This is a genomic window from Proteus sp. HMSC14B05, from assembly GCF_001808035.1.
GTDB classification, from domain to species: Bacteria; Pseudomonadota; Gammaproteobacteria; order Enterobacterales; family Enterobacteriaceae; genus Proteus; species Proteus mirabilis.
Window position 1 is genome coordinate 124,813 of record NZ_KV791961.1, and the last position, 25,697, is coordinate 150,509.

Here is a 25,697-nt window from a genome sequence, read left to right on the forward strand (position 1 = left end):
ATGGCAACAAGGTAGCAGCATGATAAAACAAGCTAAAAGGGTTTATTCATTACTTATAGTATTGTTGATGACAACGTTATTGGCTGGATGTTTTGCGTCTCATTCAGACAATAAACTCTATTTTAATCGTCAACAATCTATTGTGATGGAGCCGTCGGTTTTAGCTGTAGGTATTGTGGCAGGCAAACCATTATTGACGCGTTATGAACAGGGGAGTCGCGCCACGGTGACGTTATCGAATACGCGATCTTATCCTGTCTCTATTCGTTATCGTTTTTATTGGTATAACGAGCAAGGACTGGAAATTTCGCCGGCAGGCCGCGTAAATGATGTAATGATTTTGGGCGATGGTGATACTGAGATCAGTGCTGATATACCCAATAAAACAGTAAGTTATGTCAGAGTCTATCTCTTTACTTAGGATAAGGTAGTCATATGAAAAAAATGCTATTTGTGGTGGCAGCGGTATTTTTACTGGCAGGTTGTCCATCGATGTTACCACAACAACCCCCAGCACCTGTAGAGCCTGTTACTCCCACAGAGCCAACAGAGCCACCTAAACCTATCGAGCCACCCATAGAGGTTGTACCAACACCGCCAAAAATAACCAGTATTAATTGGAACGCGGCCATTCAGCCATTAATTAGAGAGATGTCTGTCACTGATGATTTAGCAACTGGCAAATTATTAGTGGTTGATAATGTAAAAAATAATTCGGGCGGAAACATCCAAGCTGTTAATGCTACTAACACAATTATCGACTCGGTAAATAGTATTAGTGCATTACAAACAGTTCCTTATGCACAAATGATGTCAGCAAGAAAAGCATTAGGACTATCCGGTGAAGATAGCTTAGGATTGCGCAGTGCGGCAATTGGTTTAGCGCGTTATTTGCAAGCAGACTATATTTTGTTTTCTACTGTCGATGGTAAGAAAGATAATCGTGTGATCAGCATGCAATTAATGTCGGTTGCGAGCGGAGAAATACTCTGGAGCGGGCGCCATAAGGTTGAGTAAGTCTTATCAACAACAGTTATTGAGCCTATTGCGGGAATGGTTTCCCGCAATACCCTTATCACAGTGGCAAATAACCGCCTTAGCGGGATTAGGGGGCGGTACTTTTCGTTTGCAAAGTAATGGGATAGATTGGGTCGCTCGTTATTATGGTTCTGAAAAAACGGCACTTTTTGTCAGGGCTAAAAAAGAGTCTTCGATTTTAAAACAGTTATTAAATACTCAGCTTGCACCAAATATTATTAAACGCCATGGTGCATGGTTTTTTTTCCAGTGGCTAGAGGGTGAGCATCTTACTCATCAGCAGTTATTTGGCTCCCATCTCAAATTATTAGCTCATCAAATTGCTAAGTTACATCAGCAAAAACCTTTTGGGCTTCCTCTTGATTTGTGGCATGAACTTTCAGTCTATTGGTATCATATTGACAGAAAACGATTATCACCAAAGTGGTTACGTTTACATCACGATTTTTTACGTCAACCTCGACGTACACTCATAAAATACGCGCCAGCTCACATGGATCTTCATCCTGAGAATATTCTTCTGAGCGATTCAGGTATAAAATTTATTGATTGGGAATATGCTGCTGATATTGATACGGCAGATTCATTAATGACATTTTTTGCCGCAAATCAGTTAAACAGCGCACAACAAACAGCATTTTTACATGAGTATTGTGCATATCATCACTATACTGAATTAAATAATGATCAGCAAAATAGGCAACACCCACAACAGCAGCCGTTTTATTCGGTTAACGTATTAAAGCAGCGTATTTTATCAAGAGAACCCTTTATCTTGTATATGATGCTGATGTGGTATGAGGTTCGTTGGCAACAAACCAAAGATAACGCGTTTTTGGCTATGTCTGAACCTTTACGTCGCTATTTTAGTCTGATGAATTGAAAAGATTTTATTATTGCAATAACAAAGAGAGGAATGTTATGGGTCCTGTAATGCTTGATGTTGAAGGATATGAGCTCGATAACGAGGAGCGTGAAATTTTAAAGCATCCCCTTGTTGGTGGTTTGATCCTCTTTACCCGCAACTTCCACGACGCTGAGCAGTTAAATGAATTAGTGCGCCAAATCCGTGATGCTTCCCATGAGCGTTTAGTGATTGCCGTTGACCAAGAAGGAGGGCGAGTACAGCGCTTTCGTGATGGTTTTACTCGCTTACCTGCTGCGCAATCTTATGCTGCGCTTAATGAGCGCTATCAAGCTAGCCGCTTAGCACAAGAGGCCGGTTGGTTAATGGCATCAGAAATGATCGCAATGGATATTGATATTAGCTTTGCTCCTGTCCTAGATCTTGGTCATGACTGTATTGCTATCGGTGAGCGCTCTTTCCATGAGTGTCCAGAAATTGCTATGGATATGGCGGAAAGCTTTATTAAAGGAATGCGCTCTGCAGGTATGAAATCAACAGGTAAGCATTTTCCTGGTCATGGTGCCGTCAGAGCCGATTCCCATAAAGAAACGCCACGTGATGAGCGCTCTTTAAACGATATTCGTCAACGTGATATGGCTATCTTTAAAGATTTTATCCAACGTCAATTATTAGATGCCATTATGCCAGCTCATGTTATTTATTCTCAGATTGATGAGCGTCCAGCAAGTGGCTCTCCTTATTGGTTGAAATCAATTTTACGTGAACAACTCGGTTTCCAAGGCGTTATTTTCTCAGATGATTTATCTATGGAAGGTGCCGCTATTATGGGAAGTTATGCGCAGAGAGCACAACGTTCATTAGACGCGGGTTGTGATATGCTTTTAGTGTGTAATAACCGTAAAGGGGCGGTAAGTGTGTTAGATAACCTGTCCTTTGTCAAAGCAGAACGCATTTCGGCGTTGTACCATCACCGAGGTCGTTACACATTAAGTGAACTGCAAGCATCTGATCGTTGGAAAAAAGCGAATCAAATGCTGACCCAATTACAGGAGCAATGGCAGGAGCGCGCATGATTATATATTTACATGGCTTTGATTCCACCAGTCCGGGAAATCATGAGAAGGTATTACAGCTACAGTTTATTGATCCTGATGTCCGTTTTCTCAGTTACAGTACGTTGCATCCACGTCACGATATGCAACACCTACTCAAAGAGACGGATAAACTGATTAAATCGACAAAACAGCCGGTGCTGATTTGTGGTGTAGGATTAGGTGGCTACTGGGCAGAGCGTATCGGTTTTTTATCTAATATTCGCCAAGTAATGATTAACCCCAATCTTTTTCCATATGAAAATATGACTGATAAGATTGATAGACCTGAAGAGTATTTAGATATTGCCACTAAGTGTATTCAAGATTTTCGCTCTAAAAATAGAGACAATGCATTAGTGATTTTATCCCGTCATGATGAGATTTTAGATAACCAGCGTTCTGCTGATGAGTTATCACCTTATTATTCGATTATTTGGGATGAAACGCAGACACATAAGTTCAAAAGCTTGTCAGAACATCTTTTTAAAATTAAAGCATTTAATAGCAAAATCCCCGCTTAAAATTGGCTTATGTAAGATGGACAGAGTGCATTTTGTCCATCTTTTTTTGATTTATATTTTTTCTTTTCTTTATTATTTTAAGCCCCTCTCATATTCCGACTGAATTATTCACTTATATCCTCTATCTAATTGATAGTTATGGTAAAAAATAGCCATATGTCAATAAGATGTTCTATTGGCGAATGAAAAACAACCTAAATGACTCGATTCATCAAAAAACAGGTATGAAAATTCAAATTTTTTTGATATAAATCAACTTTGGTATGACCATATTGCCAATGAGCTTTGGCTATTATCAAAATCATTGACTGAAACGTTTTAACTGTCGTTATTTAAGTGGATTTAACCAAGATGACTTAAATAACAACAGTAAATATCTTTAGGAGTGACGTTATATGTCATTAACAAAAATTGTTATAGTCGGTGGTGGAGCTGGTGGATTAGAACTAGCGACTAAATTGGGTGATAAGTTAGGGCGCAAAAAAAAAGCAGAAATTACCCTTGTTGATAGAAATAATAGTCACTTATGGAAACCTCTGTTACATGAAGTTGCCACAGGCTCATTAGATGATGGTGTTGATGCATTAAGTTATCTCGCTCATGGTTATAACCATCACTTTAATTTTCAATTAGGCACTTTAACAGGGCTTGATCGCCAACATAAAAATATCACTTTGGCTGCTATTTATGATGAAAATCAAGAGCTATTAGTTCCAGAGCGTCAACTCGATTATGATATTTTAGTCATGGCCTTAGGCAGTAAATCTAATGATTTTGGCACCCCAGGGATCAAAGAGCACTGCATTTTTTTAGATAGCCCACAGCAAGCACACCGTTTTCATAATGAAATGCTCAATTTATTTTTAAAATATTCAGCAGACTCCAACGCAGAAGCTGAAAATCGTAAAGTAAATATTGCGATTGTGGGTGGTGGTGCAACTGGAGTGGAATTATCTGCCGAATTACACAATGCTGTTCGCCAACTCAATAGTTATGGTTTAAAAAAATTAGCGCCATCAGCTCTTAATATCACGCTTGTTGAGGCGGGTGAGCGAATATTACCTGCATTACCCGTGCGTATTTCAAGTGCAGCACACCAAGAGCTGACTAAGTTGGGTGTGCGCGTGATGACGAAAACCATGGTAACAAGCGCCGATGAAAAAGGGTTAAATACCAAAGATGGCGAGCATATTGATGCTGATCTGATGGTTTGGGCTGCGGGGATCAAAGCCCCAGACTTTATGAAAGATATCGCTGGATTAGAAACCAATCGTATTAACCAATTAGTCGTTAAGCCGACACTACAAACAACATTAGATGATGCGATTTTTGCGATTGGTGATTGTGCATCCTGTCCGCGAAAAGAGGGAGGATTTGTTCCGCCAAGGGCACAATCCGCTCATCAAATGGCAAGCCGTTGTTATAGCAATATTTTAGCCATGTTAAAGGGTAAAACGTTAAAAGAATATGTGTTTAAAGATCATGGCTCGTTAGTTTCGCTCTCTAAATTTAGTACGGTAGGGAGTTTGATGGGCAACTTAATGAAAGGCGATATGATGATAGAAGGGCGTATTGCACGTATCGTTTATATTTCTTTATACCGTATGCATCAAATTGCGTTACATGGTTATCTTAAAACAGGTTTGATGATGTTAGTTGGATCAATCAATCGTGTGATTAGACCAAAACTAAAACTTCATTAGTGAATAATGGTTTATTTTTCTAACTTTTGTTTCTTTTAGCAAACAAAAGTTTATTTTAACCCCCCGCAGTATTTATATTGTCGGGGGGTTTTATCTATCTAAAGAGTAGTAATAATTGTGAACAGTCAAAATAAGAATCTCTGAATTAGATGATTAATTCAGTAGAAAATATTTATGTGGATATCGAATTAATTTTTTAATAATATTAAGCTTCAATTTCAAATAACTTTATGAAAAATATAGTGTTATTTCTATAAATTTAATTATTTATATATAAAAATAATCTTCAATAGAATAGGGGTTTTTCATAAATTAAGATTTTTCTTAAATAGAAATAGGCGCTTTTAAGAATTTATTTAGGTCATAAAATGTTATGGTATTTAAAGATACATATTAAAACTTATAAATAATATATGTGAATAAAAAACATGTATTTAATCTATTATTTTTATTATCTTTATGTACAAACCAGTCTGTTACGCATAGTGAAAAGCAAATCGACTATGTAAAGGTTAATGAAGAAGTTTCTTAAAAGAGATTACATTTGTTAACTTGATGTTATCATTACGCTATATTTATAAATATGTAAATGAAATCAGCTTTCATTGATGAGATAAGAAATATTTAAGTTCATTCTTAATATTTTTGAAAATAATTAGAAAATAGCGCGTATTTAATTAACTGATTAAAACAATAATTAGTGGTGTATTTACCATGTTATAAGTACATAGTTTACTTATGATGTTAATCAGCAAGGACGTAATAATATATTTTTTCATATAAGCTTATTCATTCAACATATTGAATTACAACATGGTGATAAAAGAGTGAAATCCGCTTATAACAAAAAAATAGTAAAATAGGGATAAACGCATAAAAAGGGGAAAAAGTGAGTGTTGATAGCAAAAAGTTCACACTAATAGGACTAATCCTTGTATTAGCTATTCTTTTATTTGTCGCTTGGAAGTGGATATTTCCACGGCCACAATTTGCCCATGTGGTTTCAGCAACACCGATTAAATCAACCGTTTTTGTGACAGAAGAGTATTGCCATCGTATTGGACTGCCTACACAATTTACACCAGAAAGATTATCGCGTTTTCATCCCGCAGAGCAAGAGTGCCGTGTTTTCTATATGATAGAAGCGCTAAACAATAAAAGTATTGCTCACTTCCCTTATGCTCAATTCAGAGAATGTATTCCCATTTACCGCCAAGAAAGGCGAGTTATCGGTTATGATGTGCTTTACACAATTGATGGTACACCGGGTAAAGTGAGAACGACATTTAAACCGGGCGATATCATCGCGCTAGATAGCGATGGCCGACTTGTTTTGGAGCAAGAGCCATATTGTTCTATGAATGAAAATATTCCTTGCCGTAAAGAGTAACGGTTTTCTTTTTAGCATTAACGCTGATAACTGATAAGATAAAAAAGGCCTAATATTTATTATGTTAGGCCTTTTTGCATTTTATTATCTAAACAGACAATGCGTTTATTTTGTGTTCACTAAAAGCGGTGAGCATATCGTCGATAAAAGTGAGTCGTTTTTCTCGATCGGTTAGGCTTATCATAAATTTCAATTTGGTAGGGCCATCTAAACGGAAGACGCTCGGTTGCTCTTGCAATAAACCGATTAAATAAGTCGGGTCGACATTATTTTTTTCACCAAACTCAATAAAGCCACCTTTGTCATGGGCTTCAATGCGAGATATACCTAAACTCATGGCGCTTAATCGAATAGCCGCATTACGTAATAAGTTGCGTCCTGCATCAGGTAAGGTGCCGAATCTATCAATAAGCTCTGCCCTTAGATCATTAAGTTCATTTAAGTCTTTGGCACTGGCAATACGTTTATAGAAAGAGAGTCTTACATTGACATCAGGAATATAGTCATCGGGCAATAGCACCGGCATTCTTAATTCAATTTCGGTTTGCTGATTGGTCAGATCTTCTAATGATGGCTCTCGACCCTCTTTTAATGCTTCAACTGCACTTTCTAGTAACTCCATATATAAAGAGAAGCCAACGGTATTCATTTGACCGCTTTGCTCTTCACCTAATAACTCTCCCGCACCACGAATTTCTAGATCATGTGTGGCTAAAGCAAAACCTGCGCCGAGATCTTCTAGGGAGGCAATCGCTTCTAAGCGTTTATGGGCATCTTTAGTCATTGCTTTGGGATGAGGGGTTAATAGATAAGCATAGGCTTGATGGTGAGAGCGGCCAACGCGTCCACGTAATTGGTGTAGCTGCGCTAAACCAAAGTGATCAGCACGTTCAATAATAATGGTATTGGCACTCGGAATATCAATACCCGTTTCTATAATGGTGGTGCAGAGCAATACATTAAATCGTTGATGGTGAAAATCGTTCATCACACGTTCAAGCTCACGTTCACGCATTTGCCCATGGCCAATACCAATACGAGCTTCAGGTACTAACTGTGCTAGCCTATCACGCGCTTTCTCTATATTTTCAACATCGTTATATAAATAGTACACTTGCCCGCCACGTAATGTTTCACGCAAGATAGCCTCTCTAACAACCAGATCATCATATTCGCGGACAAATGTTTTAACGGATAAACGGCGAGCGGGTGGGGTGGCAATAATTGACAGATCACGCATACCACTCATCGCCATATTTAGCGTACGAGGAATAGGGGTGGCCGTTAAGGTTAATATATCGACATTGGCACGCATTGCTTTAATACGCTCTTTATGACGTACACCGAAGCGATGCTCCTCATCAACAATTAATAACCCTAAGTCTTTCCATTGAATGCTCGGTTGTAATAATTTATGTGTACCAATAACGATATCAATGGTGCCTTCTGCTAATTTTTCGGTGATCTGCTGCTGCTCTTTGGCACTACGAAAACGTGAGATCATCTCAATATTGACCGGCCAATTAGCAAAGCGATCACGAAAGTTTTCAAAGTGTTGTTGAGCCAGTAGGGTAGTAGGCACCAAAATAGCCACTTGCTTATTGTTGCTTATTGCAAGAAATGCCGCACGCATAGCAACTTCTGTCTTACCAAAACCAACATCACCACATACTAACCTATCCATTGCAATGGCTTGGCACATATCACTTAATACGGCATTAATTGCCATCTCTTGATCGGGTGTGGTTTCAAAAGGGAAGCTTTGGCGGAAAGTGTGATATTGTTCTTTATCTAATTTAAACGCAAAACCAGATTTTACGGCTCGTTGAGCGTAGACATCTAATAATTCCGCCGCCACATCACGCACTTTTTCAGCTGCTTTTTGGCGCGCACGAGTCCAAGCATCACCCCCTAATTTATGAAGAGGTGCATTTTCATCCGCCCCACCAGAGTAGCGACTGATCAAATGCAGTGACGAAACAGGAACATAGAGTTTGTCATCTCCCGCATACGAGAGGATCAAGTACTCTGCTTTTACGCCACCCGCTTCTAAGGTGGTCATACCTTGATAACGACCCACCCCATGCTGAAGATGGACAACAGGTTGTCCGGGACTTAATTCTGCCAGATTGCGGATCAGTGTATCGGTATTGATGGTGCGACGATTATCTTGACGGCGACGGTGGACTCGCTCACCTAACATATCACTTTCGCAGATCAGCGCTAACTGACGATAATTGTCAATAAAGCCATGCTCTGCAGAGCCAATAATAAAATAACACCCTTTCTCTTTAGCATCCGCTAATTCAATAATTTGTTTGGGGGCAATTTTAATTCTAGATAAGAGCTCTTGAACGGTTTCCCGCCGGCCTTCACTTTCAACCGAAAAAACAATACTGCCAGAAAATTGCTCTTGGAAACGGCGTAGATTATCAAGCGGTGATTTACTTTGTGCATTGACTGATAAATCAGGCAGTGGTTGATAACCTAAATTGGTATAACCCGCTTTTTCCGGCAGTGCTTGCGTTTTAAGTTGAATACGTGGCCACTGTTTCAACTGTTGATTGAGCGTTTCGACATTAAGCCAAATATCATCTGGTGGCAGTAATGGCCGCATGGGATCAACACGACGGCTTTCATAACGTTGGTTGATATCTTGCCAAAATTTATCAGCGCAATCTTGCAGATCTTGCGTCACAATTAAGGTGTTTTGTGGGAAATAAGCAAATAAATTGGATAATGGCTGACTAAAAAAGAGCGGTTGCCAGTATTCAATCCCTGCGGGTAATACTTGCTTACTTACTTGTTGATAGATATGTTCAGGATCACGTCTTACTTCAAAACGTTCACGCCATTGGCTACGAAAGAGTTCAATCGCATTAGGATCAGTTGGAAACTCATGAGCCGGTAATAGTTTGATCTGCTCGACTTCTGTTAAGGTGCGTTGCGTATCAACATCAAAAGTTCTTAGGCTATCTATCTCATCATCAAAAAAGTCAATTCGATAAGGAAATTCACTGCCCATCGGGAATAGGTCAAGTAATGCGCCGCGTGTTGCATACTCGCCATGTTCTAACACTTGTTCTACATGACGATAACCCGCTTCATCAAATGTTTTGCGTAAATTGTCGCGAGAAAGTTGCTCTCCTTTACTCATTATTAATGCATGACTTGCGAGATAATCTGTTGGGCAGACTTTTTGCATTAACGTATTGACGGGTAAGATTAAAATTCCCTTGAGAAGTGATGGAATACGGTATAGCGTAGAAAGGCGGTTAGAGATTATTTCTTGATGGGGAGAAAAACTGTCGTAAGGCAATGTTTCCCAATCAGATAATGTCTCTACAGGATAATCACAAAACTGACGGATTTCATCTTGTAAACGCAGTGCATTTTGCATATCACGAGTGACAAGAACGACTAATCCAGCATGACGTTTGATGATTTCTGCACATTCTAGGGCGCAAGCGGCACCTGTCAGCTGACCCAGCTGGCGAGTATCCCCTTGTTTTACAGGAAGTTGATAACGATATTCTGAGGACATAAGCGTGTAATGTGAACTCTTGGTTGTAGTTAACTCCCAACACATCTTTAGCGACATCGCCAAAGCTTAAACTGGCGGGCAGGTTAAGATAAAAGAAAAAACCACAGTTTGGGAATAGAGTGGTTCCATTCAGTAAGACTACCCTTTATTATCCCTGAACACTTAGCATTAGCAACAGGAACAGCACAGTTTTCATGTACAATTCTGTCTCATTTTTTATAGGGCTCCGTTATATGCGGGGTCGCGCAGTCGACAAATTTGGTCGATTCGTCTCATGGCTATCCGCTTTAGGGATTATGCTGGGTGTTGCGGCATTGATCACAGTGACTTCTGTGATGAATGGCTTTGAACGCTCATTACAAAACAGCATTTTGGCCTATATTCCACAAGCTGTTATCACAACACCCAATGGGCAGCTACCCAAACAAGATAGTACTGCACAAATGTTATTAAAACGAGAAGATGTTATCAATGTCGTTCCTTTAGTTGAAGGGGATGTGGTATTACAAAGTAAAGATAATATCGGTGTTGGCGTGATGTTAGGGATTGATAAAGCACAAGATGAACCCCTAACACAGTTTATTCGCTATGGCGATTTCTCGTTATTAAAACCGGGAGAATATGGTGTGATCCTCGGTAGTGGTTTAGCTAAACAGCTAAAAACCAAAGAAGGGGATAGCATTCGCCTTATTGTTCCCGGCGTAAGCCAACTCACCCCAATGGGCCGAGTGCCTAGCCAACGACTGTTTACTGTCAAAGGTATTTTCCAAAGTGGTGGTGATGCGGATGCTTCTCAACTTCTGGTCAATCAACAAGATGCGGCGCGTTTGATGCGCTATCAACCCGGCAATATTACCGGATGGCGTCTATTCTTCTCAACTCCCCTTAATATTGAAAAATACAGTGCTGAACCTTTGCCAGCAGGTTTAAGTTGGAAAGATTGGCGTGAACGAAAGGGCGAATTTTTCCAAGCAGTGAAAATGGAAAAAAATATGATGGGCTTATTGTTAAGCCTAATTATTGCGGTAGCCGCGTTTAATATTATTACTTCGCTTTCATTACTGGTGATGGAAAAACAAGGTGAAGTGGCAATATTACAAACCATGGGCTTAAAGCGTTCGCAGATAATGTCTATCTTTATGCTACAAGGGGCAGGGGCCGGTATTTTAGGTGCTATTGCCGGAGGTTTGTTAGGGGCGTTACTATCAAGCCAACTAAATGTGATTATGCCTGCGGTAGGGCTTATTCCTCATGGGGTAGAATTACCCGCGACTTTAGAGTGGAGCCGAGTCTTTATGATTGGTTTTGCCGCTATTGTGATTTCACTATTATCGACTTTATACCCGTCTTGGCGGGCCGCAACTATTCAGCCAGCAGAGGCGCTACGTTATGAGTAATACCCCTTTATTACAATGTCATGCACTTTGTAAGCAGTATCAAGATGGTGCTATTTCAACACAAGTCTTAAAATCCGTCTCTTTCGCGATCAATCAAGGTGATTTTATGGCGATTGTCGGTAGCTCAGGTTCAGGTAAAAGTACCCTATTACATTTATTGGGTGGTTTAGACTCTCCAACCTCAGGTGAAGTGATATTTAAAGGGCAATCGCTCAATAAATTAACTTCAACGGCAAAAGCAGATTTACGTAATACTCAATTGGGTTTTATCTACCAATTCCACCATTTATTACCTGATTTTACTGCATTAGAAAATGTTGCAATGCCTTTAATGATTGGTGGAATGAGTGCAGTAAAGGCTAAACAGAAAGCGATGTCTTTACTTGATGCTGTAGGATTAACTGCTCGTGCACATCATCGTCCTTCTGAGTTATCTGGGGGAGAAAGACAACGTGTTGCTATTGCTAGAGCCTTAGTAAACGATCCGGCGTTAGTTTTAGCCGATGAGCCGACAGGTAATCTTGACCAAAAAAATGCGGAAGGTATTTTCGAATTACTCATGAAATTAAATAAAGAAAAGAAAACTGCCTTTTTGGTTGTTACTCATGATTTATCTCTCGCGGCACGCTTTCAACGTCAACTTGAAATGAAAGATGGTCAATTAGAGTCTCAAGAAGCGATTTCAGGAGTGGAATAATGGCGCAGTTGCCACTTGCTTTAGTTACCGCATTACGTTTTTCAAAAGGACGAAAACGTGCTGGTATGGTGTCATTAATTTCGATTATCTCAACGCTGGGCATTATGTTGGGTGTAGCGGTATTGATTATCGGATTAAGTGCCATGAACGGTTTTGAACGTGAATTAAAAAACCGCATTCTTTCTGTGGTTCCCCATGGACAAATTTATTCGGTAGAACAACCCTTTATATCTTGGCAACCGGCACTATCGCGGATTGAAAATACTGAGGGTGTTGTTGCTGCTGCCCCCTATATTTTATTAACCGGATTACTTGAAAAAGGAACAGAATTAAAAGCGGTACAAGTGATGGGGGTTGAACCGAATAAACAAAGTGATATCAGTTTATTACCGAGCTATGTGCAAAATAATGCATGGCAACATTTTCAAGCGGGTCAACAACAAATCATTATTGGCCAAGGTGTTGCCGATGCCTTAAAAATCAAACAAGGTGATTGGTTAACTATTCTGATCCCTAACAATGATGATCCGAAAAAGCTATTACAACCTAAACGCATTCGTTTACAAGTCAGTGGCATATTTAAACTCAGTGGTATGCTCGATCACCAATTAGCGTTAATTCCATTGGCAGATGCGCAACAGTATCTTGATTACGGCAAAGGAATTACGGGTATTGAAGTGAAAACAAGCGATCCATTTCTAGCTAATGAAATTATTCATAATGCAGGCTTAAATAGCCAAGCCTATGTTTATGCTAAAAGCTGGATCAGCGATTATGGTTATATGTATAGCGATATTCAGATGATCCGCAGCATTATGTATCTCTCAATGATTTTAGTGATTGGGGTTGCTTGTTTTAATATTGTCTCGACGCTGATTATGGCGGTAAGAGATAAGAGCGGAGATATTGCTATTTTACGAACGTTAGGTGCAAGGGATAGCCATATTCGCAATATTTTCTTATGGTACGGACTGTTGTCAGGCATGATCGGATGCGTGGCCGGTGTTATTATGGGGGTAGTTGTCTCACTAAATTTAACCCCTATTGTCTCGGTAATTGAATCCATGACAGGGCATAGAGTGTTATCAGGAGATGTCTATTTTGTCGATTTCTTACCTTCAGAAATACATGCAATTGATGTTTTCTCCGTATTTTTGACGACGGTTATTTTGAGTTTGATTGCCAGTTGGTATCCTGCTCGTCGAGCAACTAAACTCGATCCTGCTAGAATTTTAAGTGGACAGTAAGTTTATTGACATAAAATGGATATAAACGGAAATAAGACAGTAAAGTTATCAATTTTTATTGATTGTTAAATATAAAAACCAAGGATTGCCATGATGAAACTTAAACTTCGTCATCGTCGGCTTAGGAAGTTTCGTAAGATAAAAAGTTTACGTAGACAACACTCACGTTGTCGTTATTTTCATTTAACCCATAAAACGGAACATGAAATGAATTTACCCAAAGTAGTGGTGCTAACCGGGGCGGGCATTTCGGCTGAATCAGGTATAAAAACCTTTCGATCAGAAGATGGATTGTGGGAAGAGCATCGCGTTGAAGATGTGGCAACGCCAGAGGGATATCACCGCAATCCTAAGCTGGTTCAGCAGTTTTACAATGAGCGCCGTCGTCAATTACAACAACCCTCAATTCAACCTAATGAAGCACATTATGCATTAGCAAAACTTGAGCAATATCTTGGAAAGGACAATTTCCTGCTGGTCACGCAGAATATTGATAACTTACATGAAAAAGCAGGGAGTAAACATATTCTCCATATGCATGGTGAGTTATTGAAAGTCCGCTGTCCGCAATCAGGTCAAGTTTTTGAATGGAAAGGGGATTTATCAACGACAGATTATTGCCATTGTTGCCAATTTCCCTCTCCTCTACGTCCGCATATTGTTTGGTTTGGTGAAATGCCAATCGGCATGGATGAAATTTATCACGCTTTAGCACAGGCAGATCTCTTTATCGCTATTGGCACTTCGGGGAATGTCTATCCTGCGGCTGGGTTTGTCCATGAAGCACGGTTAACAGGGGCTCATACGGTTGAGCTTAACCTTGAACCTAGCTTAGTGGAGAGTGAGTTTGAAGAAAAACATTATGGCCCCGCAAGCCAAGTGGTTGATGCATATGTCCATAAATTGTTTGATTTAATTAATGATCCTAAAGCTGATTTGACGCAATAATTATTTTATAGAGTTCCCTATTATTGTTATTAGAGAGATTTAGGGGGCAAAATGGATAAATTATTAGAACGGTTTTTTGAATACATTAGTTTTGATACACAATCGAAACCATCATCGAAAATGTCACCAAGTAGCGATGGTCAGCTAAAATTAGCGAAGGCACTGGTACAAGAATTAAAAAAACTGGGTTTTTCTGATGTGACACTCAGTGATAAAGGATGCGTTATGGCGAGTTTGCCCTCTAACGTATCTTGGCCTGTACCTGTTATTGGCTTTATTTCCCATCTTGATACTTCACCTGATTTTTCAGGTAAACATGTAAAACCTCAAGTGCTTGAAGATTACCGTGGTGGTGATATCGCGCTAGGTATTGGTGATGAAGTATTATCACCGGTTATGTTTCCAATTTTACACTCAATGATTGGTAAAACATTAATTACAACGGATGGTAAAACTCTATTAGGTGCTGATGATAAAGCCGGTATCGCAGAGATAGTCACTGCGATGGTACGTTTAAAAGCACAAAATCGACCTCATGGTGATATCCGTATTGCATTTACGCCGGATGAAGAGATAGGGCGTGGTGCACATTATGTCGACCTAAAAGCATTTGGTGCTAACTGGGCATATACCGTTGATGGTGGTGGTGTGGGAGAATTGGAATATGAAAATTTCAATGCCGCTTCTGTGAGTATTAAAATCGTTGGTAATAATGTTCATCCCGGTAGTGCCAAAGGCGTGATGGTAAATGCGTTAGGACTTGCTTCGCGTATTCACCAAGAATTACCTGTTGAAGAGACCCCTGAAAACACAGAAGGCTATGAAGGTTTTTATCACCTACAAAGTATTAAAGGTACGGTGGAAAGAGCCGAAATGCACTATATTATTCGTGATTTTGATCGCAATCAGTTTGAAAAGCGTAAACAAAATATGATCACGATTGCTGAAAAAGTAGGTAAAGGTCTACATCCTGATTGCTATATTGAACTAACTATTGATGATAGCTACTACAATATGCATGATAAAGTGGTTCAGTATCCACATGTTATTGATATTGCAAAACAAGCAATGATTGATTGTGATATTGAACCTGATATTAAGCCTATTCGTGGTGGTACAGACGGTGCTCAGCTCTCTTACCGCGGATTACCTTGCCCAAATATCTTTACGGGTGGGTATAATTTTCATGGCAAACATGAATTTATCTCTTTAGAAGGTATGGAAGCCGCAGTAAGTGTTATTATGCGAATTGCTGAAATTACTGCCGAAAGAGAAAAAGCAAAAGTTATTTGTTAATAGAGCAGTTATGTAAAATAATTGCCCCATAATAGCCGACAATCTCGGCTATTATTTTATCTTTATATTTTAAATATAAGGTTTGTTTTCATATTATTTAAAATTAAACTTTAAAAATAAGTTTGTTTTTTATAAGTTATTGGCCGATTATTTCAAATAATATTCTTTATAATCTAAATAAAATGATATAAGGATATTTGCGTAATGGCTGTACTCTCCAAAATAATAATAAAACAAACAAGATCAGAATGTCTGTGTAAAAAAATACCGATAACCAGTGATAATACTTTTAGTAAACAAGAGTATAAAGCATCGTTTATTATCGTTTTCAGCTATTTTTTAATTACCCATCTTATTATATTTTCTTTATATTTATCAAATGATAAGCATACCTGGTTACTTTTAGGGCTACAGAGTGCGTTTTTTATCGTTTTGCCATGGTTATTTTATGGCACAAGAACGTTACTAAAAGAGGCAATATATTATTTAATAAGATAACAGTTACTGTTTATTAACATAGTTAAAATAACACCCAGCTATAATTAGCTGGGTGTGTTTGTATAAAAATAGTTTATTTATACTTAATCTTCAAAATACCAATAGCCTTGGTTAACAAGATGCGTCAATAAGCGTATAAATTTTGGATCTGCTAAAGCATCACCTAAATGTTGTTTATCAATACAATCATATTGGCAAAGGGCATCTGCAGCTTCAATATGATGAGTATCCATTAATTCACCATTAACAAAGCAACTATCACCAACACGCAGTGCGCGAATACCGTTTAAACGATGAAGTTGTTCACCTTGTTGCAGTAAATCGTGGATCTCAGCATTTTCATATAAAGGTTCAGGAATGGCCAAGTCAAGTTCATGGCGAGATTGAGAAATAAACTCCCCAAACCAATGACGGAATACTTCGGGTTGGGCAAGTAAGTCTTCCATCATATCATGCAACTTATTTAATTCTTGATGCTGGACTAATGCCGGATTATCTCGAGGAGTAAGATCAGGATCACTGTAACGGTAGCTTCCTAAGTCATTTGCTAAAACATAGTCAGCAAAACCGCTAAATAGCTCTCGTGCATTAGGTGCTCTAAAGCCAACAGAATAGTTTAGTGATTCTTCAATGGCATAACCTTCATGAGGAAATCCAGGTGGAATATACAGAATATCACCCGGCTCTAATTCTTCATCGATAATGGCGTCAAAAGGATCAACTTGAAGTAAATCCGGGTGAGGGCAGTGCTGTTTCATTGGGATTTTCTCACCCACACGCCAACGACGACGACCTTGCCCTTGAATAATAAATACGTCATATTGATCAAGATGAGGGCCCACACCGCCTCCGGGAACAGAGTAAGAGATCATCAAATCATCAATACGCCAATCGGGCAACACACGAAAAGGTTTCATCAATGCCGCACTTGGAAAATGCCAGTGATCGACCGCTTGAACTAATAACGACCAATCTTTATCACCCAAACCTTCAAAGTGCTCAAAAGGCCCATGTTTAACTCCCCACTGCCCATCTTGACAACTCACAAGACGGCTATCCACTTCATCTTCCATTGCAAGACCTGCAAGTTCATCAGGAGATAAAGGATCAACAAAACCAGAGAAGCCGTTTTTGATTAATAAAGGACGTTTTTGCCAATGGCTTTCTAAAAATGATTGCCAATCTAAATTAAGTTTATAGTCCATTGTGTATTTCCTGAATTTGGGAAGCCTAAAAATATCATATAATGAATTACAACTTCCTGCTAAACATTCCTTGGTGCAATGTGAGTAATAACGAGTAATATACTGACAACTGCGTAGTTATCATACATCTCGCAATCTTATTGTGATAAGACCTAAATTGAATCAGCAATAATATAAGTTGATAGAGAAGAGCGTTACTCTATTTCAGTAGTGAGTTGTTGCTCAGCAAAGGTGACGATGAGTCTCGCCCCCCCTAATGGACTATCGGTAATGGTGATATCACCGTTATACTGCTCAATAATATCAACAGCAATTGATAATCCTAAGCCTTGTCCTGGGCGCAATGTATCTGCACGTGTACCACGCTGAAAAATAAGCTCCCTTTTTTCTGGGCTGACTCCTGGGCCATCATCATCTACGGTGATAATCACACAATTGTCATCATGACTTACATTGATCTCGACAAACTCTAAGCAGTACTTACAAGCATTATCAAGTACATTTCCCATGACTTCCATAAAATCATTCTTTTCACCTAACCACATCATTTCAGGGGAAACATTTAATGTTATATCAACGCCTTTGGATTGATAGACCTTATTAAGTGCACTACAAAGATTGTCAAGTAAGCCTGATAAAGAGTGGAGCTTACGTGTTGTTATATCGTGATCGCCGTGAAGAGAAGCTCGATGTAAATAATAACCAACTTGCTGTGAAATTCGTTCAATTTGACTTTGCATAATTGGCTCAGCTTGTTCTATAGACATTTGTTTGCCAGCACGTAGAGCACGTAATGTTGATTGTAAAACAGCAAGGGGGGTTTTTAAGCTATGGGTCAGATCAGATAAACTGGTACGGTATTTACTATAACGGTTGCGTTCATTACGCAATAAAATGTTGAGATTATAAACTAATCCTTTGAGCTCTTTAGGAGGATTTTCATCTAAATTATCGCGAGTGCCTTTTTCCAACGCGCTGATCTGCTCAATAATGGATTTAATCGGCCTTAAACTCCAATGGGCTGCTAACCAAATTAATGGGATCACCAAAAGAAAATTAGCCAGTAATATATAGAGAAACCAATCCCAGACTCTACTTACATTTTGCAGACTTTGAGGAATAGGATCGATAACCGCAATGGATAGATAAGGCATATTATCCGCCGCAGGATAGTGATTAATAACCACGGAATGCGTTAAGGTATCATTACTTGAATATTCGTTGAGTTTTTTTAGATAGGCTCGATATTGAGGCAGTTGCTGTAACATAAAACGTGTCGTTTTAACATTCACACTAATTTCAAATAAGCCTTCTTTATTGCGCCATTTTGGCGCGATACTGTTTGGGATCACCTGAGGTAAATCCGTTGGCGTCCATAGCACATTGCCTTTCTCGTCGAAGATAACCACCAGCGATGTGTTGTTGTTATTGAGGTTAGTCGGAAACTCAATCTGCAATTGCCCATCTTTCCATTGCGCTAAGCTATAGTAGAGATTACTTTGGCTACGCATTAGCATAAAAGTCGTTTTATCAAAACTGACAATAGAACCGACTATGGCAACCAAACCATAAGAGAGTGTCAGTGCTAAAATAATGGCGCTGGTGGCAAGTAAAAATCTTGTTCGTAAAGAGAAGGGCGAACGTTGTTTTTTATGCATATTAAGCTTTCATATCAAAACGATAACCTTGTCCACGTACAGTTACAATGACATCATTATCATATTTTTGGAGAATTTTTTTGCGCAGACGCCCCATAAGCACATCAATGGTATGACTTTCTCGCTGCTCTGCATCAGGATAAAGTTGGCGCATTAGCACATCTTTGCTCACCACTTTGTTTTGATTACGCATTAATGTTTCTAAAATAGTATATTCGAATGCAGTGAGCTTGATTTGCTCACCTAAGATCATGAACTCTTTACGTGATAAATCCAACTCAAAAGGGGCAATAGTCAGTATTTGTGAGGCAATGCCCATGTTTCTTCGCATTAATGCCTGAACGCGTGCCACGATCTCTTCAAAATGAAAAGGCTTTGTCACATAATCATCAGCACCGGCATTTAATGCGGTCACTTTTTCCTGCCAGCTTTCTCGAGCCGTTAATACCATAATGGGAATAGTAATATTATTTTCCCGCCATCGACGAATAAGGCTGATACCATCTTCATCAGGAAGACCTAAATCAACAATGGCGACATCAGGTGTACTTTCTGCGATAAAGTGATCGGCTTCTTTCGCATCTTGTGCTGCATCAACTTGATGTCCTGCATCGCGAAACTGCACAGATAAATGATGGCGAAGTAAGATATTATCTTCAATAATTAAGATCCGCATATTCCACCTTGTGTACATCAGTAAAAATCAGTTGCTGTAAGAGAAATTAAGATAATGATAGTCAATCTAGCACTTAAAGAATACCGTAACGGACAATGTGTTTAAGTTATAGATAGTTTTTATCTTATTTAGGACGGGTAATCGATATAAAAAAAGGCAGAGATTATCTGCCTTTTAAGTATTGGATAAATTAATCTAATTTATCAACAAGTTGACTGGCAAAACCAATATAGCTTTCAGGTGTCATCGCTTTTAAGCGTGCTTTTTCTTGTTCTGGTAGCGCTAAACCGTCAATAAACACAATCATATCTTGTGCCGTGATCCGTTTACCACGAGTTAACTCTTTAAGTTTTTCATAAGGCTTTTCAATACCATAGCGACGCATAACCGTTTGGATTGGTTCAGCAAGAACTTCCCAGTTGCTATCTAACTCTTCACGAAGATGACTTTCATTAACTTCTAATTTATTTAAGCCTTTCATGGTTGATTGGTAAGCGATTAATGCATAACCGATACCGACACCTAGGTTACGTAGTACGGTTGAGTCAGTTAAATCACGTTGCCAACGCGAAACTGGTAATTTGCTGGAAAGGTGACCCATAACGGCATTAGCTAAACCTAAATTACCTTCAGAATTTTCAAAATCGATAGGATTCACTTTATGAGGCATTGTTGATGAGCCAATCTCACCGGCAATGGTCTTCTGTTTGAAGTGATTAAGAGCGATATAACCCCAAATATCACGGTCAAAATCAATTAAAATTGTATTAAAGCGGCTGATGCAATCAAAAAGCTCGGCAATATAGTCGTGTGGCTCAATTTGAGTAGTATATGGGTTCCATGTGATCCCCAATGAAGTAACAAATTCTTCACTAAATTGGTGCCAATCAACTTCAGGATAGGCAGCTAAGTGAGCATTATAGTTACCTACTGCACCATTAATCTTACCTAAAATTTCTACTTGAGTAAGTTGGCGATATTGACGCTCCATACGGTATGCAACGTTTGCAAACTCTTTTCCTACCGTTGAAGGTGTTGCCGGTTGTCCGTGAGTACGAGAAAGCAGGGGTAAATCACGATATGCTTGCGCCATTTTACTGATAGTATCAATAAGCTCGCGCCATGCAGGTAGTAGCACTTCTTGGCGTGCTGTTTCTAACATGATGGCATGGGATAAATTATTAATATCTTCAGAAGTACAAGCGAAGTGAATAAACTCAGAAACTTGCTGTAGTGCAGGGATAGCTGCCACTTTTTCTTTTAAGAAATATTCAACCGCTTTCACATCATGATTGGTGGTGCGCTCGATAGTTTTGATACGAGCAGCATCATCTTCATTGAAGTTAGCAACAATTGCGTCAAGGTAATCGATTGCGTTTTGTTCAAAGGCGGGAACTTCTTTAATGTCGGTGCAAGATGCTAGCTTTTGTAGCCAGCGAACTTCTACCTGTACACGGAATTTCAAAAGACCGAATTCACTAAAAATAGTCCGTAACGACGAGGTTTTACTACCGTAACGACCGTCAATCGGTGAAATCGCTGTCAGCGAAGATAATTCCATTGTTGGCAACTCCCAGGTTGAATTTTAAAGTATTAACATTGAGCGAGAAAATCATCAGTTTGTCGTAAGATGGTTTTTTGATGGAGTAAAAAATCAAAACGGCGACCACCTACTTGACGCCAAAGTACGGCACTACGAAGACCTGTCAGAAGTAATCCACGAACTTTGGCTTGAATAATAGGGTTTTTAAGCAACTCAATCGAACCATTAACTTGAATTTTTGGCCCTACAGGGCTGACCGCATCACTATAAACGCCAGCGAGAGCATTAAATAATCCGTCAGAAAGCGGTTCAAAATAATTTTTTTGTCGTTCAAGTTGAGATATTTTTTGTGATAAATGCGAACTATAATCGTTATTTTTGTTGATGATACGTTCAAGGTTAATCAGGCCTTGTTGATAAGTCATCAACTCAAACGTGAGTTTTTCTCTTCTTACCGCTTGATGGATAGCTTTTATAGTTTGAAAACCTAATTTCAAATGACTTATTTGATTACCATAAACATCCAAGGTTGAAGTTGGGTTGATATTAAAAATGCTGTTAACCATGACTTCAACATCTTTCTCGTCTGCATTCCCTTGATAAGCAATTTGCTGAACAAGACGACTTGCCTGGCAGATACCTGCCAGTGCAAGGGTAATATCACGAAAATCTTTAGCCACATCTACTCCTGAATACGTGTTTCAATAATACCGCCACCTAAACAGACTTCGTCTTGATAGAAAACGGCCGATTGCCCCGGTGTAACAGCAGCAACAGGATAGTCAAAACGGACTTCAATTTTATCTTCATCTAATGGTGTTACTGTACACGGAATATCAGCTTGGCGATATCGTGTTTTCACCGTGCAACGAAAAGCTTCGGTAATAGGCTCTCTTGCGACCCAATGAAGTTGTTGAGCAATTAAGCCTACGGACATTAATCGAGGGTGTTCATGACCTTGTGCGACAATTAATATGTTATTTGCAACATCTTTATCGACTACATACCAAGGATCTTCGCTACCTTCTTTTGTGCCACCGATACCCAGACCTTTACGTTGACCTAAGGTGTGGTACATCAACCCTTGATGTTCACCAATGGTTTCGCCATCTACGGTGACGATAGGACCCGGTTTGGCAGGTAAATAGCGCGATAAGAAATCAGTAAACTTGCGTTCACCGATAAAACAGATCCCCGTAGAGTCTTTTTTCTTGGCGGTGGCTAAATCAAGCTTCTCGGCAATTTTTCTCACCTCAGGTTTTTCCATTTCACCGACAGGGAAAAGGCTTTGGGCGATTTGCTGATGACTTAATGTATATAAGAAGTAGCTTTGATCTTTGTTGTTATCAACACCGCGCAGTAATTGGCTTTTACCATCAATATCACGGCGACGAACATAGTGGCCCGTTGCAATATAATCGGCCCCTAAATCTTCAGCTGCATATTCTAAAAATGCTTTAAATTTTATCTCTTTATTACATAGAATATCGGGATTAGGGGTGCGGCCAGCTTTATATTCAGATAAAAAGTGTTCAAATACATTATCCCAATATTCAGCGGCAAAATTGATAGTGTGAAGTTCTATGCCAAGCTTATCGCACACGGCTTGCGCGTCGGCAAGGTCGGCAGAAGCTGAGCAATATTCTGTATCGTCATCTTCTTCCCAGTTCTTCATAAACAGACCAACGACCTGATATCCCTGTTCCTTAAGAAGATAGGCTGAGACGGATGAATCTACGCCACCGGACATTCCAACGATGACTTTTTTTTGGCTGTTATCTGACATGAATGGATCTCACTGCGGAAAAATAAGCGCCATACTTTACCATATCACTATCAAGGGTGCATCAAACGAATACATTTTTTGCCTTCTTAACTATGAAAGTCATTGTTAAGAGGCAAATGTTGAACCAAAGCTATCCAGTAAAGAGAGTGGATAACGTTCATTTTGTTGATAACAAAGAATACTTTCTTTTACCAGCGGTGAACGTAATTGTTGGCTATTGATTATCTCTTGCGCGGTCACCCAGTAGCAGCCATTAATATCATCGTCATGTGGTTGTGTGGCTAATTGTTCTGGTGCTTCTATCAAAAATAAAAAACGCAAAAATGGCGTATTGTCCGGTGCCACCCACTGATGTAATTTTAGAAAATACTGTACCGGCAAGGTTAAACCGGTTTCTTCCCATAACTCTCGTTGTGCCGCTTGGATCAGGGTTTCATTTGCTTCTAAATGTCCTGCGGGTTGATTCCATGTGGCTCTGCCATTTACCGTTTCTTCAATAACTAAAAATTTATTGTTTGCATGAACAATACAAGCAACAGTGATATGTGGTTTAAACAAAATTAATCTCCTTCCATTGACCCGGTAATAGATTATCCAAGGTAATATTTCCCATGCTAAAACGAATTAAGCGTAATGTGGGATAACCAATATGGGCAGTCATACGTCTAACTTGGCGGTTTTTTCCTTCAAATAAAGTGATTTTTAACCAGCTAGTCGGAATAGATTGACGCTCTCTAATAGGTGGAAATCGCGTCCAAACCCACGTTGGCTGTTCTACCCTTTCAATTTTTGCAGGTAGTGTTTTCCCATCCTTTAGGTTAAGTCCTTCACGAAATTGTTGTAACGCTATCTCTGTGGGAATGCCTTCTACTTGAGCATAGTAGACTTTCCCTGTTTTTTTATTTGGTTGAGTTAATTTGGCCTGTAATTTGCCATCATTTGTTAATACTAACAGACCTTCACTATCTCTATCTAACCGTCCTGCCGCATAAATATCAGGAATGGGGATAAAATCTTTTAGCGTTTTTCTACCGCTGTCATCGGTAAATTGCACAAGGACATCAAAGGGTTTATTAAAGATAATCACTTTACGCTCACCTCTAGGGCGAGAAGGTTTTTTTTGTCCTGCTAGTGCGTGAGATTTGCGTAGTTTCGATCTATTGTTAAATTGATTTGCCATAGCTATTTTTTGTCAAAAATGGGAGATTGATTATACCTTAAAAGAGAAGCGATTGGCGTTAGCTGAATAATCAAGTAGTATTGACAGGTCTCTTACAAAAAATTAACAAAGCGTGCGCTTACATGAAAGGAGAGGTAAATGGAAAGCAAAGTAGTTGTTCCGGCTAATGGTGCTAAAATTACATTAGATGCTAAAGGTAAGCTTGTTGTTCCAAATAATCCGGTTATCCCTTATATCGAAGGGGATGGTATCGGTATCGATGTCACGCCAGCAATGTTAAAAGTTGTTGATGCAGCGGTTGAAAAAGCTTACGGCAATGAACGTAAGATTGAGTGGATGGAAGTCTACACCGGTGAAAAATCAACACAAATTTATGGTAAAGATGTTTGGCTGCCAGAAGAAACCTTAGATCTTATTCGTGAATATCGTGTTTCTATTAAAGGTCCTCTTACTACACCAGTAGGTGGTGGTATCCGTTCATTAAATGTGGCACTACGCCAACAACTCGACCTTTACGTTTGCCTGCGCCCAGTGCGTTATTACAAAGGCACTCCAAGCCCAGTAAAACACCCAGAACTGACGGATATGGTTATCTTCCGTGAAAACTCAGAAGATATCTATGCCGGTATTGAGTGGAAAGCCGGCTCAGCAGAAGCTGATAAAGTGATTAAGTTCCTGCAAGATGAAATGGGTGTAACCAAAATTCGCTTCCCACAAGATTGTGGTATCGGTATTAAGCCATGTTCAGAAGAGGGGACTAAACGTTTAGTTCGCGCAGCGATTGAATATGCAATTGATAACGATCGCGACTCCGTTACATTGGTGCATAAAGGTAATATTATGAAATTTACCGAAGGTGCCTTTAAAGATTGGGGTTACGAATTAGCCCGTGAAGAATTTGGTGGTGAGCTGTTAGATGGTGGTCCTTGGGTTAAAATTAAGAACCCTAAATCAGGCAAAGATATTATTGTTAAAGATGTTATCGCAGATGCATTCTTACAACAAATCCTGTTACGCCCAGCCGAGTATGATGTTATCGCTTGTATGAACCTAAATGGCGACTATATTTCTGATGCATTAGCAGCACAAGTTGGTGGTATTGGGATTGCTCCTGGCGCTAATATTGGTGATGAGTGTGCATTATTTGAAGCGACTCACGGAACAGCACCAAAATATGCCGGACAAGATAAAGTTAACCCAGGCTCTATTATTCTCTCCGCGGAGATGATGCTACGCCACATGGGTTGGACAGAAGCCGCTGATTTAATCATTAAAGGTATGGAAGGCGCAATCGAAGCGAAGACCGTTACTTATGATTTCGAACGTCTAATGGACGGCGCTAAATTGCTGAAATGTAGCGAGTTCGGTGACGCGATTATCAAACATATGTAATTGTTGATTTGATAAA

The 25,697-nt window shown here is 39.4% G+C and carries 22 protein-coding genes; 13 read left to right on the plus strand and 9 right to left on the minus strand.

Annotated elements, in window-relative coordinates:
• Positions 1 to 19: 19 nt before the first annotated feature.
• The 7 genes from HMPREF3129_RS01110 (at position 20) to umoD (ending at position 6,614) form a co-directional block, all read left to right on the plus strand.
• On the plus strand, positions 20 to 421 hold the full coding sequence (locus HMPREF3129_RS01110; RefSeq protein WP_004247095.1) for a YcfL family putative periplasmic lipoprotein: 402 nt from the start codon (positions 20 to 22) through the stop codon (positions 419 to 421).
• 14 nt (positions 422 to 435) lie between these two features.
• The gene (locus HMPREF3129_RS01115) at positions 436 to 1,017 is read left to right on the plus strand and encodes a penicillin-binding protein activator LpoB (RefSeq protein WP_004247096.1); all 582 of its coding nucleotides are present in this window, start codon (positions 436 to 438) and stop codon (positions 1,015 to 1,017) included.
• Positions 1,010 to 1,921: a phosphotransferase gene (locus tag HMPREF3129_RS01120; RefSeq protein ID WP_036918193.1), complete on the plus strand. Its 912-nt coding sequence runs from the start codon at positions 1,010 to 1,012 to the stop codon at positions 1,919 to 1,921. The genes HMPREF3129_RS01115 and HMPREF3129_RS01120 overlap by 8 nt, the downstream gene beginning before the upstream one ends.
• Before the next feature lie 38 nt (positions 1,922 to 1,959).
• On the plus strand, positions 1,960 to 2,979 hold the full coding sequence (gene nagZ, locus HMPREF3129_RS01125) for a beta-N-acetylhexosaminidase (RefSeq protein ID WP_004247099.1): 1,020 nt from the start codon (positions 1,960 to 1,962) through the stop codon (positions 2,977 to 2,979).
• A complete protein-coding gene (ycfP, locus tag HMPREF3129_RS01130; RefSeq protein WP_004247100.1) occupies positions 2,976 to 3,521 on the plus strand; it encodes an alpha/beta hydrolase YcfP in 546 nt (181 codons plus the stop codon). The genes nagZ and ycfP overlap by 4 nt, the downstream gene beginning before the upstream one ends.
• Before the next feature lie 395 nt (positions 3,522 to 3,916).
• Positions 3,917 to 5,224 carry an NAD(P)/FAD-dependent oxidoreductase gene (locus HMPREF3129_RS01135; protein WP_004247101.1) on the plus strand — a complete coding sequence of 436 codons (1,308 nt, stop codon included), beginning with the start codon at positions 3,917 to 3,919 and terminating at the stop codon, positions 5,222 to 5,224.
• Between the two features lie 889 nt (positions 5,225 to 6,113).
• A complete protein-coding gene (umoD, locus tag HMPREF3129_RS01140; RefSeq protein WP_036908097.1) occupies positions 6,114 to 6,614 on the plus strand; it encodes a flagellar biogenesis regulator UmoD in 501 nt (166 codons plus the stop codon).
• 88 nt (positions 6,615 to 6,702) lie between these two features.
• Here the strand turns inward: umoD and mfd are convergent, their stop codons facing one another.
• Complete coding sequence (gene mfd, locus HMPREF3129_RS01145) at positions 6,703 to 10,158, minus strand: transcription-repair coupling factor (protein WP_036894688.1); 3,456 nt, start codon at positions 10,156 to 10,158, stop codon at positions 6,703 to 6,705.
• Positions 10,159 to 10,352: 194 nt separating this feature from the next.
• Here mfd and lolC point away from each other — a divergent pair, with 194 nt between their 5' ends.
• The 5 genes from lolC to pepT all read left to right on the plus strand — a co-directional run bounded on the left by lolC (position 10,353) and on the right by pepT (position 15,743).
• Entirely contained in the window at positions 10,353 to 11,555 is a 1,203-nt protein-coding gene (gene lolC, locus HMPREF3129_RS01150; RefSeq protein WP_012367767.1) for a lipoprotein-releasing ABC transporter permease subunit LolC, read from the plus strand.
• On the plus strand, positions 11,548 to 12,252 hold the full coding sequence (lolD, locus tag HMPREF3129_RS01155) for a lipoprotein-releasing ABC transporter ATP-binding protein LolD (protein WP_004247832.1): 705 nt from the start codon (positions 11,548 to 11,550) through the stop codon (positions 12,250 to 12,252). Before lolC ends, lolD begins: the two co-directional genes overlap by 8 nt.
• Positions 12,252 to 13,499: a lipoprotein-releasing ABC transporter permease subunit LolE gene (gene lolE, locus HMPREF3129_RS01160; protein WP_036918195.1), complete on the plus strand. Its 1,248-nt coding sequence runs from the start codon at positions 12,252 to 12,254 to the stop codon at positions 13,497 to 13,499. The genes lolD and lolE overlap by 1 nt, the downstream gene beginning before the upstream one ends.
• A gap of 90 nt (positions 13,500 to 13,589) precedes the next feature.
• The gene (gene cobB, locus HMPREF3129_RS01165) at positions 13,590 to 14,447 is read left to right on the plus strand and encodes a Sir2 family NAD+-dependent deacetylase (RefSeq protein ID WP_004247834.1); all 858 of its coding nucleotides are present in this window, start codon (positions 13,590 to 13,592) and stop codon (positions 14,445 to 14,447) included.
• 51 nt (positions 14,448 to 14,498) lie between these two features.
• Positions 14,499 to 15,743, plus strand: a complete 1,245-nt coding sequence (gene pepT, locus HMPREF3129_RS01170) for a peptidase T (RefSeq protein WP_004247111.1) — start codon at positions 14,499 to 14,501, stop codon at positions 15,741 to 15,743.
• A 581-nt stretch (positions 15,744 to 16,324) separates the two neighbouring features.
• Here pepT and HMPREF3129_RS01180 read toward each other — a convergent pair.
• The 8 genes from HMPREF3129_RS01180 to rluE all read right to left on the minus strand — a co-directional run bounded on the left by HMPREF3129_RS01180 (position 16,325) and on the right by rluE (position 24,289).
• Positions 16,325 to 17,446, minus strand: coding sequence for a ribosomal protein uL16 3-hydroxylase (locus tag HMPREF3129_RS01180; protein ID WP_004247836.1), 1,122 nt, complete (start codon positions 17,444 to 17,446; stop codon positions 16,325 to 16,327).
• A gap of 194 nt (positions 17,447 to 17,640) precedes the next feature.
• Positions 17,641 to 19,104: a two-component system sensor histidine kinase PhoQ gene (phoQ, locus tag HMPREF3129_RS01185; RefSeq protein ID WP_004251833.1), complete on the minus strand. Its 1,464-nt coding sequence runs from the start codon at positions 19,102 to 19,104 to the stop codon at positions 17,641 to 17,643.
• 1 nt (position 19,105) lies between these two features.
• Positions 19,106 to 19,780 (minus strand): two-component system response regulator PhoP, encoded by a 675-nt coding sequence (gene phoP, locus HMPREF3129_RS01190; protein ID WP_004247114.1) that lies wholly within the window; start codon positions 19,778 to 19,780, stop codon positions 19,106 to 19,108.
• Between the two features lie 190 nt (positions 19,781 to 19,970).
• The gene (gene purB, locus HMPREF3129_RS01195; RefSeq protein WP_004247115.1) at positions 19,971 to 21,341 is read right to left on the minus strand and encodes an adenylosuccinate lyase; all 1,371 of its coding nucleotides are present in this window, start codon (positions 21,339 to 21,341) and stop codon (positions 19,971 to 19,973) included.
• A 32-nt stretch (positions 21,342 to 21,373) separates the two neighbouring features.
• Positions 21,374 to 22,003 (minus strand): high frequency lysogenization protein HflD, encoded by a 630-nt coding sequence (gene hflD, locus HMPREF3129_RS01200; protein WP_004247840.1) that lies wholly within the window; start codon positions 22,001 to 22,003, stop codon positions 21,374 to 21,376.
• A gap of 2 nt (positions 22,004 to 22,005) precedes the next feature.
• Entirely contained in the window at positions 22,006 to 23,109 is a 1,104-nt protein-coding gene (mnmA, locus tag HMPREF3129_RS01205) for a tRNA 2-thiouridine(34) synthase MnmA (protein WP_004247117.1), read from the minus strand.
• 105 nt (positions 23,110 to 23,214) lie between these two features.
• On the minus strand, positions 23,215 to 23,667 hold the full coding sequence (locus HMPREF3129_RS01210; protein ID WP_070486577.1) for an NUDIX hydrolase: 453 nt from the start codon (positions 23,665 to 23,667) through the stop codon (positions 23,215 to 23,217).
• Positions 23,660 to 24,289, minus strand: coding sequence for a 23S rRNA pseudouridine(2457) synthase RluE (rluE, locus tag HMPREF3129_RS01215; protein ID WP_004247119.1), 630 nt, complete (start codon positions 24,287 to 24,289; stop codon positions 23,660 to 23,662). Before rluE ends, HMPREF3129_RS01210 begins: the two co-directional genes overlap by 8 nt.
• A gap of 138 nt (positions 24,290 to 24,427) precedes the next feature.
• Between rluE and icd the strand changes: the two genes are divergently transcribed.
• The gene (gene icd, locus HMPREF3129_RS01220) at positions 24,428 to 25,681 is read left to right on the plus strand and encodes an NADP-dependent isocitrate dehydrogenase (RefSeq protein ID WP_004247120.1); all 1,254 of its coding nucleotides are present in this window, start codon (positions 24,428 to 24,430) and stop codon (positions 25,679 to 25,681) included.
• Positions 25,682 to 25,697: the final 16 nt, after the last annotated feature.

What these genes read in the sequence shown, in the direction of transcription:
- HMPREF3129_RS01110 (WP_004247095.1), top strand. Translation starts at nt 20, where the DNA reads ATGATAAAACAAGCTAAAAGGGTTTATTCATTACTTATAGTATTGTTG.
- HMPREF3129_RS01115 (WP_004247096.1), top strand. Translation starts at nt 436, where the DNA reads ATGAAAAAAATGCTATTTGTGGTGGCAGCGGTATTTTTACTGGCAGGT.
- nagZ (WP_004247099.1), top strand. Translation starts at nt 1,960, where the DNA reads ATGGGTCCTGTAATGCTTGATGTTGAAGGATATGAGCTCGATAACGAG.
- ycfP (WP_004247100.1), top strand. Translation starts at nt 2,976, where the DNA reads ATGATTATATATTTACATGGCTTTGATTCCACCAGTCCGGGAAATCAT.
- HMPREF3129_RS01135 (WP_004247101.1), top strand. Translation starts at nt 3,917, where the DNA reads ATGTCATTAACAAAAATTGTTATAGTCGGTGGTGGAGCTGGTGGATTA.
- mfd (WP_036894688.1), bottom strand. Translation starts at nt 10,158, where the DNA reads ATGTCCTCAGAATATCGTTATCAACTTCCTGTAAAACAAGGGGATACT.
- lolC (WP_012367767.1), top strand. Translation starts at nt 10,353, where the DNA reads ATGTACAATTCTGTCTCATTTTTTATAGGGCTCCGTTATATGCGGGGT.
- lolD (WP_004247832.1), top strand. Translation starts at nt 11,548, where the DNA reads ATGAGTAATACCCCTTTATTACAATGTCATGCACTTTGTAAGCAGTAT.
- lolE (WP_036918195.1), top strand. Translation starts at nt 12,252, where the DNA reads ATGGCGCAGTTGCCACTTGCTTTAGTTACCGCATTACGTTTTTCAAAA.
- cobB (WP_004247834.1), top strand. Translation starts at nt 13,590, where the DNA reads ATGATGAAACTTAAACTTCGTCATCGTCGGCTTAGGAAGTTTCGTAAG.
- pepT (WP_004247111.1), top strand. Translation starts at nt 14,499, where the DNA reads ATGGATAAATTATTAGAACGGTTTTTTGAATACATTAGTTTTGATACA.
- HMPREF3129_RS01180 (WP_004247836.1), bottom strand. Translation starts at nt 17,446, where the DNA reads ATGGACTATAAACTTAATTTAGATTGGCAATCATTTTTAGAAAGCCAT.
- phoQ (WP_004251833.1), bottom strand. Translation starts at nt 19,104, where the DNA reads ATGCATAAAAAACAACGTTCGCCCTTCTCTTTACGAACAAGATTTTTA.
- phoP (WP_004247114.1), bottom strand. Translation starts at nt 19,780, where the DNA reads ATGCGGATCTTAATTATTGAAGATAATATCTTACTTCGCCATCATTTA.
- purB (WP_004247115.1), bottom strand. Translation starts at nt 21,341, where the DNA reads ATGGAATTATCTTCGCTGACAGCGATTTCACCGATTGACGGTCGTTAC.
- mnmA (WP_004247117.1), bottom strand. Translation starts at nt 23,109, where the DNA reads ATGTCAGATAACAGCCAAAAAAAAGTCATCGTTGGAATGTCCGGTGGC.
- rluE (WP_004247119.1), bottom strand. Translation starts at nt 24,289, where the DNA reads ATGGCAAATCAATTTAACAATAGATCGAAACTACGCAAATCTCACGCA.
- icd (WP_004247120.1), top strand. Translation starts at nt 24,428, where the DNA reads ATGGAAAGCAAAGTAGTTGTTCCGGCTAATGGTGCTAAAATTACATTA.